Annotated in this window: 14 protein-coding genes; 8 read left to right on the forward strand and 6 right to left on the reverse strand. The window is 32.5% G+C overall.

The window, feature by feature from the left end:
* Positions 1-84: 84 nt before the first annotated feature.
* Positions 85-519, forward strand: a complete 435-nt coding sequence (locus AC6CH4_RS20205) for a Cif family virulence factor (protein WP_498106151.1) — start codon at positions 85-87, stop codon at positions 517-519.
* Between the two features lie 6 nt (positions 520-525).
* Here the strand turns inward: AC6CH4_RS20205 and AC6CH4_RS20210 are convergent, their stop codons facing one another.
* Positions 526-1,170 carry an endonuclease III domain-containing protein gene (locus tag AC6CH4_RS20210; RefSeq protein ID WP_498106153.1) on the reverse strand — a complete coding sequence of 215 codons (645 nt, stop codon included), beginning with the start codon at positions 1,168-1,170 and terminating at the stop codon, positions 526-528.
* 46 nt (positions 1,171-1,216) lie between these two features.
* The gene (locus tag AC6CH4_RS20215; protein ID WP_498106155.1) at positions 1,217-2,083 is read right to left on the reverse strand and encodes an alpha/beta hydrolase; all 867 of its coding nucleotides are present in this window, start codon (positions 2,081-2,083) and stop codon (positions 1,217-1,219) included.
* A 100-nt stretch (positions 2,084-2,183) separates the two neighbouring features.
* Here AC6CH4_RS20215 and AC6CH4_RS20220 point away from each other — a divergent pair, with 100 nt between their 5' ends.
* The 6 genes from AC6CH4_RS20220 (at position 2,184) to AC6CH4_RS20245 (ending at position 11,806) form a co-directional block, all read left to right on the forward strand.
* Positions 2,184-3,611: a glycogen synthase gene (locus tag AC6CH4_RS20220; RefSeq protein WP_498106157.1), complete on the forward strand. Its 1,428-nt coding sequence runs from the start codon at positions 2,184-2,186 to the stop codon at positions 3,609-3,611.
* Positions 3,601-4,881 (forward strand): glucose-1-phosphate adenylyltransferase, encoded by a 1,281-nt coding sequence (locus AC6CH4_RS20225; protein ID WP_498106159.1) that lies wholly within the window; start codon positions 3,601-3,603, stop codon positions 4,879-4,881. The genes AC6CH4_RS20220 and AC6CH4_RS20225 overlap by 11 nt, the downstream gene beginning before the upstream one ends.
* Before the next feature lie 36 nt (positions 4,882-4,917).
* On the forward strand, positions 4,918-6,822 hold the full coding sequence (glgB, locus tag AC6CH4_RS20230; RefSeq protein WP_498106161.1) for a 1,4-alpha-glucan branching protein GlgB: 1,905 nt from the start codon (positions 4,918-4,920) through the stop codon (positions 6,820-6,822).
* Between the two features lie 201 nt (positions 6,823-7,023).
* Positions 7,024-9,423 carry a glycoside hydrolase family 31 protein gene (locus tag AC6CH4_RS20235; RefSeq protein ID WP_498106163.1) on the forward strand — a complete coding sequence of 800 codons (2,400 nt, stop codon included), beginning with the start codon at positions 7,024-7,026 and terminating at the stop codon, positions 9,421-9,423.
* An 85-nt stretch (positions 9,424-9,508) separates the two neighbouring features.
* A complete protein-coding gene (locus tag AC6CH4_RS20240) occupies positions 9,509-10,318 on the forward strand; it encodes a M48 family metallopeptidase (RefSeq protein ID WP_498106165.1) in 810 nt (269 codons plus the stop codon).
* Between the two features lie 162 nt (positions 10,319-10,480).
* Entirely contained in the window at positions 10,481-11,806 is a 1,326-nt protein-coding gene (locus AC6CH4_RS20245) for an MFS transporter (protein ID WP_498106167.1), read from the forward strand.
* A gap of 97 nt (positions 11,807-11,903) precedes the next feature.
* Here the strand turns inward: AC6CH4_RS20245 and AC6CH4_RS20250 are convergent, their stop codons facing one another.
* The 4 genes from AC6CH4_RS20250 to AC6CH4_RS20265 all read right to left on the reverse strand — a co-directional run bounded on the left by AC6CH4_RS20250 (position 11,904) and on the right by AC6CH4_RS20265 (position 14,873).
* Positions 11,904-12,626, reverse strand: coding sequence for a head GIN domain-containing protein (locus tag AC6CH4_RS20250; protein ID WP_498106169.1), 723 nt, complete (start codon positions 12,624-12,626; stop codon positions 11,904-11,906).
* 19 nt (positions 12,627-12,645) lie between these two features.
* On the reverse strand, positions 12,646-13,707 hold the full coding sequence (locus AC6CH4_RS20255) for a DUF4097 family beta strand repeat-containing protein (protein WP_498106171.1): 1,062 nt from the start codon (positions 13,705-13,707) through the stop codon (positions 12,646-12,648).
* Positions 13,691-14,227 (reverse strand): anti-sigma factor, encoded by a 537-nt coding sequence (locus AC6CH4_RS20260; protein ID WP_498106173.1) that lies wholly within the window; start codon positions 14,225-14,227, stop codon positions 13,691-13,693. Before AC6CH4_RS20260 ends, AC6CH4_RS20255 begins: the two co-directional genes overlap by 17 nt.
* A 91-nt stretch (positions 14,228-14,318) precedes the next feature.
* Positions 14,319-14,873: an RNA polymerase sigma factor gene (locus AC6CH4_RS20265; RefSeq protein ID WP_498106175.1), complete on the reverse strand. Its 555-nt coding sequence runs from the start codon at positions 14,871-14,873 to the stop codon at positions 14,319-14,321.
* 273 nt (positions 14,874-15,146) lie between these two features.
* Between AC6CH4_RS20265 and lon the strand changes: the two genes are divergently transcribed.
* Positions 15,147-17,600: an endopeptidase La gene (lon, locus tag AC6CH4_RS20270; RefSeq protein WP_498106177.1), complete on the forward strand. Its 2,454-nt coding sequence runs from the start codon at positions 15,147-15,149 to the stop codon at positions 17,598-17,600.
* Positions 17,601-17,672: the final 72 nt, after the last annotated feature.

Below are 17,672 nucleotides of genomic sequence, written 5' to 3' on the forward strand. Positions count from 1 at the left end.
AACTGCTAAAGAATGGAATAATATGTTCTCAAAACATTTAGAACATCATTTAAGTCAATTTGGCGTTTAATTTATATTTATTTTATGAGAAATTATATTATACTAATAACATTGCTTTTTGGAATAGTTGCCAATGCACAGAAACAAGAGGTTCAAAAAAACATAGAGATCTTTTTTGAAGGATTTCATCAAAAAGATACAGTTAAAATAAAATCGGTTTGTACTGATAAAATGATTTTGCAGTCAATTAGCGAGAGTGCTGTTAAAGGAAATAAATTATCGGATGAAAATGCAAAAGATTTTTACAAATCAATTGCGACAATTCCTTCTTCTATGAAATTTCAAGAGAAAATTTTAAGTTATACTATTCAAATTGATGGAACAATGGCGCATGTTTGGGCGCCCTATGAGTTTTATTTGAATAATAAATTAAGTCATACCGGTGTAAATACCTTTACTTTATTTAAAGAAAAGGATTCCTGGAAAATTATTTATCTGATTGACACCAGAAGAAAGTAATATCTTTTATGCTACATAAGTGGCATAATAAAGACAAATATCCGCTAACACGCATTCCTCACATTTTGGTTTTGGTCTACAGGTTTCCCTTCCTAAAAAGGAAATCGCCATTCCAATTTCGGACCAAATTGATTTTGGCAGGGCTTGCATAAGCTCTTTTTCGACTTTAGTTCCATCTTTACTTTCTTTTATAATACCAATTCTTGGTGCTACCCTAATAACATGAAGATCAGCTATTATGCCTTCTGCAGGTTGATGAGTTTCCCTTAAAATAACATTGGCAGATTTTCTGCCAATTCCTTTCAAACTAGTTAATTCCTTTAGGTTTAAAGGAATATTTTCGTCTCCTTTGAGAGTTTTTGCAATTTCTAAAATCCATTGAGTTTTGGTTGGATAATTTCGAACTTTACTAATGTAAGGCATTAAAGTTTCAGAATCTGTTTGGGATAAACTTTTCAGTGTGGGAAATTTTTCAAATAAAGACGGAGCAATTTTATTAATATTGGCATCTGAATCTTGTGCAGATAAAATTACCATCACCATCAATTGATATGTATTTTGATATTCAAGAGGATGTTTCTTTCCTTTATATTTTTCTAAAATGGGCTGCAGTTTCGCTTCCCAATCTGATGTTTCTCCAAATAAATTCATTTTGTATTTTTTAGATTTAAATAAAAAGTGAGTAACTATCACAAAATTAGGTACTTTTAATGAAATTGATAATTTTATTTATGACATTTTGATTTCCCAGAATTTTTCTATGACCTAAACCATCAGTTAAAAATAATAATCCGTTTTCTAAATTTTTATGAATATGAATTCCAGCTTTTACAGGAACTTCAGGATCATCATTATCATGTATTACTAAAACTGGAATTTGTACTTTTTGAGCTGCTTTATAAGCTGAAAAATCATCCATTTTTACCTCATATTTGTGCTCAAAATGATCACGTAGCTGGATGCTCATTTCTGGTTTCAAACCTAATTTGGAAGTAAATTCGTCGAGGATATCCTGAACAATATCACCACTGCCAATTATAATTGCCTTATTTACTTTTAAACCATCTTTAATAGCATTCAAAACTGACATTCCTCCCAAAGAATGACCAATTGCAATTTCAAAAGGGCCAAATTGTTTTTCAATTTCTAATATAGAATGAATAAATTCTGACATTATAGTTGTTGTCCCTTGTGACTTCCCGTGCGCTGGCGCATCAAAACTAATAGTAGAATATCCAATTTTTAACAATGCATCTGCTATTTTGAATAATTGTGTACCTCTGCCTGACCAACCGTGGACTAACAAGATTTTATGATCACTTGTTCCATATTGGTACGTGATTATATTTTTGTCAATTGCTGGAACATTGATTACCTTTTTGATACTTTTAGAATCCATTTCAAGCTCCCGTTTTGGAACTTTATGTTTTATCGGTGTTGTAAATAGTTTTGCAGCATAGGTTGTTGCTAATTTAGTAGATATAAAAGCACATAATTTAGCAGATAAAATTATAAGCTGCGGAATTTTTAATGATTTAGTAGGATTAGTTTCCTTTTTTGCCATATTAATAAATTTTTTATAAGAGCTAAATGTTGCTTATTTTTTCCTAAATTTAGGAAACATAAATGTAGTACAATAATATAGATGTTTATAAATTTCTAAAATGGAAATATTTCATATCAGTGCAGAATGTTATCCAATGGCAAAAGTTGGCGGTTTGGCCGATGTTGTTGGAGCATTACCAAAATATCAGACAAATGCCGGTCATAAGGTTCGGGTTGTTGTTCCTTGTTATGATACAAAGTTTAAAAATGAAAATGATTTTGAATGTGTTCATTGGGGAAATGTTAAGTTAGGAAATTTTGATTTCCCTTTTAGTATTTTAAAAGAAACAACGGATAAACTTGGTTATGAATTATATCTGATACAAATTAATGAGTTATTTGATCGACCAAATGTATACGGATATGAAGATGATATAGAGCGTTTTTTATCTTTTCAGATCGCGGCTTTAGATTGGATTATATCTCGAAAAGAAGTTCCGGCTATTATTAATTGCCATGATCATCATACCGGAGTAATTCCGTTCATGATTAAATATGCTTATAAATATGAAGGTTTAAGAAGTATCAGAACAGTAATTACCATTCATAATGGCTTATATCAGGGCTGGTTTGGATTTGATAAATTGCATTATTTACCCGAATTTGATTTGATTCACGTTGGATTTTTAGAATGGAATAATTCTCTTAATTCATTGGCTGTAGGTGTGAAATGTGCTCATGCTGTTACAACTGTTTCTCCTAGTTATTTGAATGAGATTAATTATGCGGCAAATGGATTAGAAAGTCTTTTTACTTCGGTCAGAAGCAAGTCAAAAGGAATTCTAAATGGAATTGATTTTGAGGTTTGGGACCCGTCTAAGGATCAGATGATTGATGCTAATTATTCAATTGAAACTTTTGAAATAGGTAAACAGAAAAATAAAGAAAAGCTTTGTGAACAGTTTGAATTAGATCCATCAAAACCGTTATTTAGTTTTATTGGGCGTTTATTTGAAGAAAAAGGTGGGGATTTACTACCTCAGGCATCGGCTTTGGCCTTATCTGAAAATTTTGAAAACATCAATATTTTGATTCTAGGATCTGGAAATGCTGTAATCGAAGAACAGTTAGTGCAATTGCGAAATGATTATAATGGGAATTATAATGTTTTTATTGGCTATAATGAAGAATTAGCTCATTTGATTTATGCCGGTTCCGATTATATTTTAATGCCTTCACGAGTTGAACCTTGTGGGTTAAACCAAATGTACGCGTTGCGTTATGGAACAGTTCCGATTGTTAGAAGAACTGGAGGATTGCGTGATACAGTAATTGATTTTGGGGATAACGGAAACGGTATTTGCCATGATCAGGCTTCAGTTGGGGATGTTTGTTATTCTATAAATCGTGCCGTGAAATTGTATGCTGATAAAGTCAATTTCAATAAAATTATAAAAAAAGGAATGGCGACAGATCATTCCTGGGAAAGAGTTTGCCAAGAGTACATCGAGATATACAACCTAATAATTGAGAAAAATGAAATTTAAAAAGAAAAATGTAGTTGCTATTATTTTAGGAGGAGGACAAGGGTCACGTTTGTTTCCATTAACAGAGACGAGATCAAAACCTGCGGTGCCAATTGGTGGAAAATATAGATTGGTTGATATTCCTATTTCAAATTGTATCAATTCTGATATTTTTAAAATATTTGTTTTGACACAATTTAATTCGGCATCTTTGAATGCCCATATCAAAAACACTTTTAATTTTAGTATTTTCAGCCAGTCATTTGTTGATATTTTGGCAGCAGAACAAACTCCTGATAATCCAACCTGGTTTCAGGGAACTGCAGATGCCGTTCGACAATGTATGTCGCATTTTCTTAAGCACGAATTTGATTACGCCTTAATTTTATCGGGGGATCAATTGTACCAAATGGATTTCAATGAAATGCTGGAAGCTCATATTGCAGCTGATGCAGCAATCTCTATTGCTACTTTACCTGTAAATGCTAAAGATGCTCCTGAATTCGGGATTCTTAAAACTAATCATGAAAGTTGTATCGAAGCTTTTATTGAAAAACCTGATGCTTCATTATTGCCTGAATGGGAATCTGAAGTTAGTGAGCAAATGCAGGAGAAAGGCAAGAAATACTTAGCTTCAATGGGAATCTATATTTTCAATCGCCAATTATTAGAAGATTTAATGGCCGACCCGCACACTAAGGATTTTGGGAAAGAAATCATTCCGCAAGCTGTTGGAAAACATAAAATCTTAAGTTATCAGTATGAAGGATATTGGACAGATATTGGAAATATTGAATCATTTTTTGAAGCAAATATTGGTCTAACCGCAGATATTCCCGAGTTTAATTTATTTGATAATGACAATAAAATCTTCACACGACCAAGATTACTTCCTCCGTCAAAATTTAGAAATTCAATTATTAATCAATCACTAATTTCTGAAGGATGTATTATCAATGCTAAAGAAATCAAGAGATCTGTAATTGGAATTCGTTCCAGAATTGGAGAGGGAACTGTACTTGAAAACTGCTATGTGATGGGCAACGACTTTTATCAGGATCTTGATGAACTAAATCATGAAGCAAATAACAACAAAATTCATGTAGGAATCGGTGAAAACTGTTTTATTCAAAATGCCTTAGTCGATAAAAATGTACGTATTGGAAACAATGTGCATATCAGCGGAGGGAAACATTTAGATAATTTCACTAATGAATTATACAGTATAAAAGATGGTATTGTAGTGATTAAAAAAGGAGCAATTCTCTCGGATAATTTCAGAATTGAATAAAAGCGTAAAAATTAATTATTGCCTTAAAAACCAAATATGTCTAAAGTAATCACGCATTCTCTATTCACTGATTTTGATATTAATTTATTCAAAGCAGGAAAACACTTCAAATTATATGAAAAGTTAGGAGCGCATTTAGTTGAAGTTAACGGAGTGAAAGGTGTTTATTTTGCCGTTTGGGCACCTACTGCGCAATCTGTTGCTGTTGTTGGGGATTTTAATTATTGGACAGGGAACGAACATCAATTACAAGTTCGTTGGGATTCTTCCGGAATTTGGGAAGGTTTTATTCCAGAAATTACAAAAGGAGCACTTTATAAATATAAAATTCAATCTAATATTAATGACATTGTAACTGAGAAAGCAGATCCATTCGCTTTATATTGTGAAAAGCCACCTCATACTGCTTCTGTAGTATGGGATTTAGATTATAAATGGAAGGATGAAAATTGGATGCAATCCAGAAAGGAAACAAATGCATTAGACAAACCTTATTCGGTTTACGAAGTACATTTGGGTTCATGGAAACGCGCTGATCATAATCGGTTTATGACTTATTTAGAATTGGCAGATGATTTGGTTTCCTACGTAAAAGAAACAGGTTTTACTCATGTTGAATTTATGCCGATTATGGAATATCCGTATGACCCTTCCTGGGGATATCAGTTGACAGGATATTTTGCACCTACTTCTCGTTTTGGAAAACCGCAGGATTTTATGGTTTTGGTTGATAAATTACACCAGGCTGGTATTGGTGTGATTTTAGACTGGGTTCCATCACATTTCCCAGATGATGCTCATGGGTTAGGTTTCTTTGACGGTTCACATTTATATGAACATCCGGATCGCCGAAAAGGATATCATCCGGATTGGAAAAGTTTGATTTTTAATTACGGACGTAATGAAGTCCGTGCTTTTTTAATTAGTAACGCCGTTTTTTGGCTGCAACATTATCATGCTGATGGTTTGAGAGTTGATGCTGTAGCTTCAATGCTATATTTGGATTATTCTCGTGAAGAAGGCGAGTGGGAACCTAATATTTATGGAGGAAGAGAGAATTTAGATACCATAAGTTTTCTTAAAGAATTTAATGAGGTAATCTATGCTAATTTTGATGGAGTTCAAACTATTGCTGAAGAAAGTACTTCTTTTCCAATGGTTTCACGACCTACTTTTACCGGCGGTTTAGGCTTTGGAATGAAATGGATGATGGGCTGGATGCACGATACTTTAAAATACTTTCAAAAAGAAACTGTTTATCGCAAGTATCATCAAAATGATTTGACTTTTTCAATGACTTATGCTTTTACGGAAAATTTTATGCTCCCTTTTTCGCATGATGAAGTCGTGTATGGAAAAAAATCGATTGCCAATAAAATGCCAGGAGATGAATGGCAGAAATTTGCCAATTTAAGATTGCTGTACGGTTATATGTTTACGCATCCAGGAACAAAATTATTGTTTATGGGTTCTGAATTTGGTCAAAGCGATGAATGGAATTTTGAAAAAAGTTTAGATTGGCACTTACTTCAGTACGATTATCATTCAGGTATAAAAAAGTTAATTACAGATTTGAATCAATTGTATAAATCTCGTCCAGCATTGTTCGAAAAGCAGTTTACCGGAGAAGGTTTTGAATGGATTAATTATTCAGATCATCAAAATGCTGTTTTATCCTATATCCGAAAAGGAAATAATTCAGATGAAAATCTAATTGTGGTTTGTAATCTTACTCAGGTTATTCGGGAAAACTACAGAATCGGAATTTCTCAAAAAGGCAAATTAGAAGAGATTTTTAATAGTGATGCAAAGGCTTATGGAGGAAGTGGTGTTGGAAATTCAAAAGCGATAAAAATTGAATCTTCACCATATGATGGCAGAGATTATTCGGTTGAATTAACCTTACCTCCTTTAAGTGTGACTGTTTATTCCTTTACTTAAAATTTCTATATTAATTTATTGAATGCCAATTTATCATTTTTTGATTCTAATATTATCGAATTGTTGATTTTTTGAGATGTAATTTGTTAGTCATACAGAAAAAACGTTTTCGTGAATAAACCTCATATTCATAGTGCTTTATATAGTTTTTTTGTATGTTTGAAATAGCGATATAGTTAGAATAATTAATGCATTAGCAATATGATTACAAATACATCATTAGAATATAAAGGCGATTTATATCCATCAAAAATCGTTTCGCATGAACATGAAGGCGATTCTATTTTTTTTCATACAGATAACAAGGTAATCTTAAAAGTCACTATTCTTAGAGACAGTTTAATTCGATTTCGCTTTACTACAAAAGGATATTTTAGCAATGACTTTTCATATGCAATTGATAAAACGCAACTTCACGGTTATAATTTTTTAGAACTTATTGAAGAGGAAACTTATTTTGTGATTAGAACAAGCAAAGTAAAATGTAAAATTCAGAAAGCAGATCTGCGTTTGTCGATTTACGATTTAAATGATCTTTTAATTCTTGAAGATGAACTTGGTTTTCATTGGGAAGAAAGTTACGAATACGGTGGGAATATCGTAAAAATGAGTAAATCTTCTAAAGATGGAGAATGCTTTTACGGTCTTGGAGATAAAGCCACGCAAATGAATTTAAAAGGCAAAAGACTTGAGAATTTTGCCACTGATCAATATGCCTATCAAAAAGATCAGGAACCTTTGTATAAAGTTGTTCCATTCTATATTGGTTTACATAACAAACAATCATACGGGATTTTCTTTGATAATACTTTTAGAACTTTTTTTGATTTTTGTCAGGAAAGAAGAAACGTTGCCAGCTTTTGGGCTGAAGGCGGTGAAATGAATTATTATTTCATTTACGGCCCCCAAATGCAAGATGTTGTAACAACTTATACAGATTTAACTGGTAAGCCTGAATTACCCCCACTTTGGGTTTTAGGATATCACCAATGTAAATGGAGTTATTATCCGGAAAGTAAAGTAAAAGAAATTACCTCAAAATTTAGGGAACTTAAAATTCCGTGTGATGCCATTTATTTGGATATAGATTATATGGAAGGTTTTCGATGTTTTACCTGGAATAAGGAATATTTTCCTGACCCCAAAAAAATGGTAGCTGAATTAGCCGAAGATGGTTTTAAAACAATTGTAATCATCGATCCCGGAATTAAAATTGATAAAGATTATTGGGTTTACCAGGAAGCTTTAGAAAAAGATTATTTCTGTAAAAGAGCCGACGGACCTTATATGAAAGGGAAAGTTTGGCCAGGAGAATGTAATTTCCCAGATTATACAAATCCCGTAGTCAGAGAGTGGTGGGCAGGATTATTTAAAGAATTAATTTCAGATATTGGCGTAAAAGGAGTTTGGAATGATATGAATGAACCAGCTGTTATGGAGGTTCCTAATAAAACTTTCCCGATGGATGTTCGTCACTCTTACGATGGAAATCCCTGCAGTCATAGAAAAGCACACAATATTTACGGTACACAAATGGCGAGAGCTACATATCATGGTGTAAAGCGTTTTGCTTATCCAAAACGTCCTTTCGTAATAACAAGATCAGCTTATTCTGGAGCACAACGTTATACTTCTTCCTGGACCGGAGATAATGTTGCAACCTGGGAACATTTATGGATTGCAAACATTCAGGTGCAAAGAATGTGTATTTCAGGAATGGGATTCACTGGTTCTGATATTGGTGGTTTTGCAGAACAACCAACAGGTGAATTATATGCACGTTGGATTCAGTTAGGTGTTTTTCATCCTTTTTGCAGAACACACTCTTCAGGAGATCATGGCAATCAGGAACCGTGGGCTTTTGATGAAGAAGTGATCAATATTACCAGAAAATTTGTCAGCCTTCGTTACCAATTGTTGCCTTATTTGTATACGATGTTCTGGCAATATATTGAAGAAGGTGTTCCGATGTTAAAACCATTGGTTTATTATGATCAGGAAGATATTCAAACTCATTATCGTAATGATGAATTTATCTTTGGAAATCAAATTTTAGTTTGCCCAATTCTTGAACCTAATGCTGTGGGTAGACGAATGTATATTCCCAGAGGAGAATGGTATAACTACTGGACAAATGAATTTTCAATAGGCGGAAGAGAAGTTTGGGTTGACACTAAATTTGATGAGATTCCCGTTTTTGTAAAAGCAGGTGCTATTATTCCAAAATATCCAGTTCAGCAATATGTTGGTGAACTTGAATTTGACGAATTAACACTTGATTTATACTTCAAAATAGGAAAAGAACAATCTTTTGTATATGAAGATGCACAAGACGGTTATGATTATAAAAAAGGCCGTTACAGTTACTTATCTTTTAGAACAATTGGAAAAGAAAAGGAATTAATTATTCAATTGCACAAAGAAGGAAAATATGATACTCCATACAGTAAATATAAAATCAACTTAATTGGTTTGCCTTTTAAAGTAACTGAAATTGAAATTGATAATGAAAAAGTAGAATTTGACAAAATTGCTTTTGATGAAAATCATTTCTTAATCGTTGATAAAGAGTTTAATGAACTTCATATTGTAGGCGAATAAGTAAATTCTGATACGTTTGCAAAAAATTATATAAAATAAAAAGTTAATATTAATTGTATTTTTGTGTAGTAAAATATCAAAAATCATGAAAAAATATCTAATATTAGGGATTTGTATAGCTGTTTTAATTGGCTGTGCAACCAATCCAATTACAGGAAAACAAAATTTAAATTTTGTTTCAAATAGTGAATTATTTCCAACTTCTTTTCAGCAATATAACGCATTTATCTCTGAAAATAAGGTTATAACAGGAACTCCTGATGCCAAAAGAGTTGAAACAGTAGGCCTAAGAATTAAGACAGCTGCCGAAAAATATTTAACTTACTTAGGACAAACGCAATATTTAAAAGATTATCGTTGGGAATATAAACTTGTGGATAATAAAGAAGTAAATGCATGGTGTATGCCTGGTGGAAAAATCGTAGTGTATTCAGGAATTTTGCCGGTTACACAGGACGAAGCCGGATTAGCAACAGTTATGGGACACGAAGTTTCACATGCACTGGCTAATCATGGGGCACAAAGAATGTCTGCCGCACAACTACAACAAATTGGAGGTGTCGCATTAGACGCAGCGACAAGTAACAAATCTGAGTCTACCAGACAAATATTTTCACAAGCTTATGGAGTTGGCTCTGAAGTAGGGGTAATGCTTCCTTTTAGCAGAAGCAATGAAAGCGAAGCAGATAAAATTGGTTTGACACTAATGGCAATTGCAGGTTACAATCCTGATGATGCTATTGCTTTTTGGAGCAGAATGTCAGCGAAATCTGGTGCAGCCGGAACGCCGGAATTTATGAGTACACACCCTTCAGACGCTACCAGAATTGCCAATTTGAAAAAATTAATACCAGAAGCAAAAGCAACTGCTCTTAAAGTAGGGACAATCAGATAAATTCAATTCCAAAAATATTTAAAAGCTATTCTGAAAAGAGTGGCTTTTTTTTATGCAAAATTTTAAATTGTTTATAATTTATTAATACACGAATTAGACAAAAATCTATTTGATTATCATAAAAATTAAATAAATTCGTAGCGCATTAACAAAACCACTTCTATGAAAAACCTACAAAAAGGAGATAAAAAATTATTAAATGCCTGGGCATTTTATGATTGGGCAAATTCAGTTTATACGCTTACTATTGCTTCGGCAGTTTTTCCAATATTTTATGAAGCTTTATTTTCAAAGGATAATCATTATATTGATGTTTTTGGTATGCATCTAAAGAATTCTGCATTAATTAGTTTTACAACTGCTTTTGCCTTTTTAGTAGTTTCTTTTATTTCTCCTTTATTGTCAGGAATTGCTGATTATGTTGGGAATAAAAAATCCTTTATGAAATTTTTCTGTTATTTAGGAGCGCTGTCCTGTATGGGATTGTATTGGTTTGATCTTGATAATATTTATATCGGACTGGCATTCTATTTCCTGGGATTGATTGGATATTGGGGGAGTTTGGTTTTTTATAATTCTTATTTGCCAGATATTGCATTTGAAGAACAACAAGATAAAATTAGTGCCAAAGGATATTCTTTAGGTTATATTGGAAGTGTAATTTTATTGATCATTAATTTAGCAATGATCATGAAGCCAAAACTTTTTGGAATCAGCGGAACAGATGGTGAAGCTGCAATGAAGGCTATGCGTTATTCCTTTATAATGGTAGGCGTTTGGTGGATATTATTTAGTCAATATACTTATTATTATTTGCCAAAAGGAAACAAAGAAAATGGTCAAAAACTAACCAATGATGTAATATTTAACGGTTTCAAAGAATTAAAAAAAGTTTGGGCTTTATTACAGGAAAATATTCCCTTAAAGAGATATTTAGGAGGATTTTTCGTTTCTAGTATGGCAGTTCAGACCGTTATGCTTGTAGCAACTTATTTTGGCGCTCAGGAAATTCAATGGTCATCAAAAGAAGAAGGTACAATTGGTTTGATCACCTGTATTTTAATTATACAATTGGTAGCGGTTGTTGGAGCTTTTTTAACTTCCAGAGCTTCGGCTAAATTTGGCAATATTCCAATTTTAATTGTAATAAACTGTATATGGGCTGTTTCTTGTGGTCTTGCTTTTTTCATTACACTGCCAATTCATTTTTATGTTATGGCTACAGTGGCGGGATTTGTAATGGGAGGAATACAAGCCTTGTCACGCTCTACCTATTCAAAACTTCTACCTGAAACAAAAGACACAGCATCATTTTTTAGTTTTTATGATGTTGCAGAGAAAATCGGAATTGTTATCGGAATGTGTTTTTACGGGATTATAGATCAAATAACAGGAAGGCCCCGTGTAGCCTTTACCATTTTAGGAATCTTCTTTGTTGCGGCTATTTTTCTGTTGAGAAGAGTGCATAAAAAAGGCGCTGTAAATTAATTAAGCGCCTTTGATAGATTTATATAAAAGTGATTTATTTGATTGATGATAATCTGAGACTAAGTTGATTTTGCATTCAACTTGGTCATTACAATTATTACACTTTTGAAATACTCCCTGAACCAGAAACTTTTACATCACGTTTCTCTGGGCTTCCAGTATATTTAATGTCTCCTGAACCAGAAACTCTGGCAGTTAAACTTTCATTGCAGTTTACTTTAACATCTCCAGAGCCAGAAACGGTTATATTGGCATTTTTAGATTTCAAATTTGCAGCTTCAATATCCCCTGAACCAGAAAGTTTAATAACTACGCTGTCAGAACTTCCTTTTAACTTAATATCCCCTGAACCACTCAAACTGAAATCAAAGGAATTTGTTGCAACATCTAAATCAATATCCCCTGATCCCGATAATTTTGCTGAAAATTTGTCATTTTTGATTGGAGATTTAGTAGTAATATCGCCTGAACCAGAAAGGCTAAGCTCAGATATTTTGTCAAACGGAATTGTTATTTCTACTTTTTGTCCTGTGCTCGGACGTAAATTTATCCCTTTTTTAACTTGAATTTTTAAAGCATTATCTTCAACTTCAACAATTATTGAAGATAGAATATTTTCTTCGCCCTTAATCGTAATTTTCCCTTCTTTTCCTGACACTAAATCGACATCAAAAAAACCGGATATTTTAATTGCATCATATTCAGATGTTGTTCTTGTTTGAGTTACAACATTACCATTACCGTTAATTTTTTCTTGTGCTTGTGCTGTTAAGCCAGTTAAAAATACACCATAAACTACTAATTGTATTAATTTTTTCATTGTTATAAATTTTTTAAGATTATTGTTTTTTGATTAATGTTACGTTTCCGTAATTGGAATTAATTGTTACTTTGTTTTGGCCTTTTTTCTTATTAAAGCCGCTGATTCTTTTGCTTGAATTTTTACTTTCAGTTACAGAAACATCGAGAGAGTTATCGTTTTTTATATTCCCATATTTAGTATTAATGTCGAAATCAAAAGCATAATTTATATCGTATCCTAAAGAAACATCAGTATAACCTGTATTAATATTTACATTATTTGCTTTACTTGTTATAGTAGAAATATTTATTTTGCTGTAAGTGGCGTCTACATTTATATTGTTTGAAATTTCGGCAATAGAAATGGTAAGATAATTTCCAGATCCGGAAAAAGAACTTATTTTCTGAAATTTTAAGGTTCCATAATTACAGTCATATTTGATATTTTGTCCGTCAGCAACAACTAAATCAGTATAATTAGTATCAAGATTCAAGTTACCGGAATCATTTATTTTTAATCCTGAATAGCGAGCTTCAATAGTTCCATTTTTAATATAATCGATTGTAGAATTTTGGCAATATTCGATTTGAAATCTGTTGTTTGTATTGTTTAATTTTCCTGCGGTAACTTTTCCATACTTGCAGGTAATATCTGAAGCCCCCTCTAAAGTAAGAATGGTAATATTTCCATATTTATTCATCAATTTTACGGTTCCGTTTTTTGGGATTTTTATCACGTAATTAATCTCAAAACTATTATTACTTCCTTTACTTTTTAACGAAGAACTACCAAGTTTTGTCACAGCTGTAACCATAGATTTCAATGCTGTAATATCAACATCAATGCTGTTTAGTCTTTCGTTTACCCAGTTTTCATTAGGTCCGGTAATTTTTATGGTGATATCAATATCGATTTTATCTTCGTCCCAGGTTGATACCGAAATATTTCCGTATTTATTGTCAACATCAATTCCGGCATTCGGGTTTACGATATAGGTTTTTTTAATGTTTTTTTGTTTTGAAATAAAAGTGTCATCATTTGAAAATCCGAGAAAAGGAATCAAAATGAATAGAATAAGTATTTTATAATGTTTTTTCATCTGTGGTGTTTTTTAGATTTTCGTTTTCTTCAATTCTTTTTAGAACGGTTTGCAAAAAAGAGATACGCGTCTGCAGATTACTTATCATGGCGTAAATGATTTGTTTATTTTCGCCGTTTTTTTGCAGTTCATTAATAATTTTTTGGTAATCAGCATCAAAAACTTTCATTTGTTTTAATGCGTCGTTAATAATTTGTTCGTTTTCAGGCGAACTTTTTTCTTTTAATTTTACTAGCTCGTTATCGATTAAAATGCTAAAAATTGAATCAGTTCGCTGCGTTTCTTTAGAGGCAAATTTGAACTCTTTTGGTTTTTCATTCTTATAGAACAATGATATTCCTAACATTAAGACAATCGAGGCCGCAATAGCAGTTACAAACCAGTAATTTTTCTTCTTTGGTTGTTTTTTATTTAATTTATTCAAAAAATCTATCTGATGATCGGAATTCATTTCCTGAACGTCCCATTGATTTTCAAACTTGCTAAATAATTGATCTAAATTGTCATTTTCCTTTTTCATATATCCTAATTTTTGTTTTTCAGAGGTGATATATGGTATCGCCTTTTGTTAATTTGTTTTTGTTGCCACAAAATTGTTTTAAGTGGCGATTTTATATTTCCTCTAATTTTTTTCGTAAGCTTTCTTTAGCTCTGCTTAATGTTGTTCTGCAGTTTGCATAACTAATATTCAAAATTTCGCTAATCTCTTCCTGATCGTAACCTTCAATATAAAAGAGCGTCAATACCATTCGATAATTATCTTTTAGGCCTAAAATGGTATCTAAAACCTGTTTTACTTTAAGCGAATTCAAATCAATGTTTTCAGAATAAAAATTGTCATTTTCTTCGATTTTATAAAGTGTCTTGCTTAGATCTTCGACCTGAAAAGCATTATTCTTTTTATAAAAATCAATACTATAATTGACAATAATTTTTTTCAGCCAGGCGCCAAAAGCGACTTCCTGCTTGTAATCGTTTATTTTTGTAAAAGCTTTCAGGAAACCTTCCTGCATGACGTCTTGTGCAAAATGTTCGTCTTTTACAATCCTGTATGCTACGTTGTACATAGCTTTACTGTAACGATTGTAAATTTCAAACTGTGCCTTCTGATTGTTGTTTTTACAAAGCGCGATTAATTCTTCGATATTTTGATTGGTTATACTCAAGTAATGGTTGCTAGTTTTATATAATGACTATGCTTTTTTTGATATGTTACACTTTTCATAAAATTAATTTTATTTTTTTTGAAATAATTAGATTTGCTACTTAAAATTGAATTTCAAAACTGACTCTTTTGCATTTGGCATAATGATTGTCTATTTTTACCGCCTATGTTGTAAATGAAACACTTATTATGGTTTTATTAAAACCGAGAGTATTTAGGGGTACATTTGCAATTTGGATTTAACTTTTAATGACAAAACGACTTATATATTATTATGTCAAACCATAAAATACTTACTATTGACAATCTGTCACTTCAAGAATTTGATTCAGAAGCAGAATTAATTCCATTACTAACTCCAGAAGACGAAGAGGAAATGAATAACGAGGAGCTTCCGCTTTCGTTACCTATTTTGCCTTTGCGTAATACTGTTTTATTTCCAGGAGTTGTTATTCCAATTTCAGCAGGAAGAGATAAATCTATCAAGCTAATAAATGATGCCAATGCGGGCGGAAAAATTATTGGTGTAGTTTCTCAAATTAATGAAGAAGACGAAGATCCGTCTAAAGATGATATTCATAAAATTGGAACCGTTGCCAGAATTCTTCGTGTTTTAAAAATGCCTGACGGAAATGTTACAGTTATTTTACAAGGAAAAAAACGTTTCGAGATTGACGAAGTTGTTTCTGAAGAACCTTATATAACTGCAACTATTAAAGAAGTTGCAGAAGATCGTCCTGATGAAAATGATACTGAGTTTACGGCAATCTTAGATTCTGTAAAAGAATTGGCTATTCAAATTATTAAGGAAAGTCCAAACATTCCTTCAGAAGCTACGTTTGCGATTAAAAACATTGAAAGCCAGTCGTTTTTAATCAATTTTGTTTCTTCTAATATGAATTTATCGGTAAAAGAAAAACAAGGTTTATTATCGATAAATGGATTAAAAGAACGTGCGTTGGAAACGTTACGTTACATGAATGTTGAACTTCAAAAATTAGAATTGAAGAATGATATTCAATCAAAAGTTCGTTTTGATTTAGATCAGCAACAACGTGAATATTTCTTGCATCAGCAAATGAAAACCATTCAGGAAGAATTGGGAGGCGTTTCGCAGGAAGAAGAAATGGATGAAATGGGGCAGAAGGCGAAAACCAAAAAATGGGACGAAAAAACGCAGAAACATTTCGAAAAAGAATTATCTAAAATGCGCAGAATGAATCCACAATCTCCTGATTTTGGAATTCAGCGTAACTATTTAGAGTTATTTTTAGAATTGCCCTGGGGCGAATATTCTAAAGATAAATTTGATTTAAAATTTGCTCAAAAAGTATTAGATAAAGATCATTTTGGACTTGAAGAAGTTAAGAAAAGAATGATCGAACACTTGGCAGTATTGAAGCTTCGTAACGATATGAAATCGCCAATTATTTGTTTGACGGGACCTCCGGGAGTTGGTAAAACTTCAATTGGGCGTTCAGTTGCCGAAGCTCTTGGGCGTGAATATGTGCGTATTTCTTTAGGAGGATTACGTGATGAAGCAGAAATTCGTGGACACAGAAAAACGTATATTGGTGCCATGCCAGGCCGAATTATTCAAAGTTTAAAGAAAGCCGGAACTTCAAATCCTGTTTTTATTTTAGATGAAATTGATAAATTATCAAGCGGAAATAGTGGAGATCCGTCTTCAGCTTTATTAGAAGTTTTAGATCCGGAGCAAAATAATGCTTTTTACGATAATTTCCTTGAAATGGGATTTGATCTATCTAAAGTGATGTTTATTGCAACCTCAAATAATATGGCAACAATCCAGCCAGCATTGCGTGACAGAATGGAAGTCATCAAAATGTCAGGTTATACTATTGAAGAAAAAGTAGAAATCGCCAAAAGACACCTTTTTCCGAAACAATTAGAAGCCCATGGATTAACTTCGAAAGATTTGACAATTGCTAAAAAACAATTAGAAAAAATCGTTGAAGGTTATACACGTGAATCTGGTGTTCGTAATTTAGAAACTAAAATAGCTCAGGTTATTCGTAATGCTGCCAAAGCAGTTGCAATGGAAGAGGAATACAATAAAAAGGTTACAGATGAAGATATCATAACTGCTTTAGGCGTACCAAGATTAGAGCGTGATAAATACGAAAATAATGATGTTGCAGGAGTGGTTACAGGTCTTGCATGGACAAGTGTTGGAGGAGATATTCTTTTTATTGAATCTTTAATTTCTGAAGGGAAAGGTTCTTTGACCATTACCGGAAACCTAGGGAATGTCATGAAAGAATCGGCGACAATTGCTTTGGAATATATTAAAGCGAATGCCAAAAAATTAGGTTTAAGCATAGAATTGTTCCAAAAATACAATATCCATTTGCACGTTCCGGAAGGAGCAACGCCAAAAGACGGGCCAAGTGCCGGTATTGCCATGCTTACTTCTTTAGTTTCATTACTGACACAAAAGAAAGTGAAGAAAAGCCTTGCTATGACAGGTGAAATTACACTTCGTGGAAAAGTATTACCTGTTGGCGGAATTAAAGAGAAAATCCTTGCTGCTAAAAGAGCTAATATTAAGGAAATCATTTTATGTCACGAAAACAAAAGTGATATTGATGAAATTAAAGCAGAATATTTAGAAGGTCTTACTTTTCATTATGTAAAAGAAATGAGCGAAGTTTTGGCTTTGGCTTTGACAGATCAAAATGCTAAAAATGCAAAAACTTTAAAGTAAAACATCATTTTAAAATCCAATTTTTTTAAAATCCCAAATTCCAAACTGTTAATTAGCAGATTGGAATTTGGG

It is taken from the genome of Flavobacterium sp. GQ95 (assembly GCF_059758655.1).

Coding starts and splice junctions, on each gene's coding strand:
- AC6CH4_RS20205 (WP_498106151.1), top strand. CDS start 85: ATGAGAAATTATATTATACTAATAACATTGCTTTTTGGAATAGTTGCC.
- AC6CH4_RS20210 (WP_498106153.1), bottom strand. CDS start 1,170: ATGAATTTATTTGGAGAAACATCAGATTGGGAAGCGAAACTGCAGCCC.
- AC6CH4_RS20215 (WP_498106155.1), bottom strand. CDS start 2,083: ATGGCAAAAAAGGAAACTAATCCTACTAAATCATTAAAAATTCCGCAG.
- AC6CH4_RS20220 (WP_498106157.1), top strand. CDS start 2,184: ATGGAAATATTTCATATCAGTGCAGAATGTTATCCAATGGCAAAAGTT.
- AC6CH4_RS20225 (WP_498106159.1), top strand. CDS start 3,601: ATGAAATTTAAAAAGAAAAATGTAGTTGCTATTATTTTAGGAGGAGGA.
- glgB (WP_498106161.1), top strand. CDS start 4,918: ATGTCTAAAGTAATCACGCATTCTCTATTCACTGATTTTGATATTAAT.
- AC6CH4_RS20235 (WP_498106163.1), top strand. CDS start 7,024: ATGATTACAAATACATCATTAGAATATAAAGGCGATTTATATCCATCA.
- AC6CH4_RS20240 (WP_498106165.1), top strand. CDS start 9,509: ATGAAAAAATATCTAATATTAGGGATTTGTATAGCTGTTTTAATTGGC.
- AC6CH4_RS20245 (WP_498106167.1), top strand. CDS start 10,481: ATGAAAAACCTACAAAAAGGAGATAAAAAATTATTAAATGCCTGGGCA.
- AC6CH4_RS20250 (WP_498106169.1), bottom strand. CDS start 12,626: ATGAAAAAATTAATACAATTAGTAGTTTATGGTGTATTTTTAACTGGC.
- AC6CH4_RS20255 (WP_498106171.1), bottom strand. CDS start 13,707: ATGAAAAAACATTATAAAATACTTATTCTATTCATTTTGATTCCTTTT.
- AC6CH4_RS20260 (WP_498106173.1), bottom strand. CDS start 14,227: ATGAAAAAGGAAAATGACAATTTAGATCAATTATTTAGCAAGTTTGAA.
- lon (WP_498106177.1), top strand. CDS start 15,147: ATGTCAAACCATAAAATACTTACTATTGACAATCTGTCACTTCAAGAA.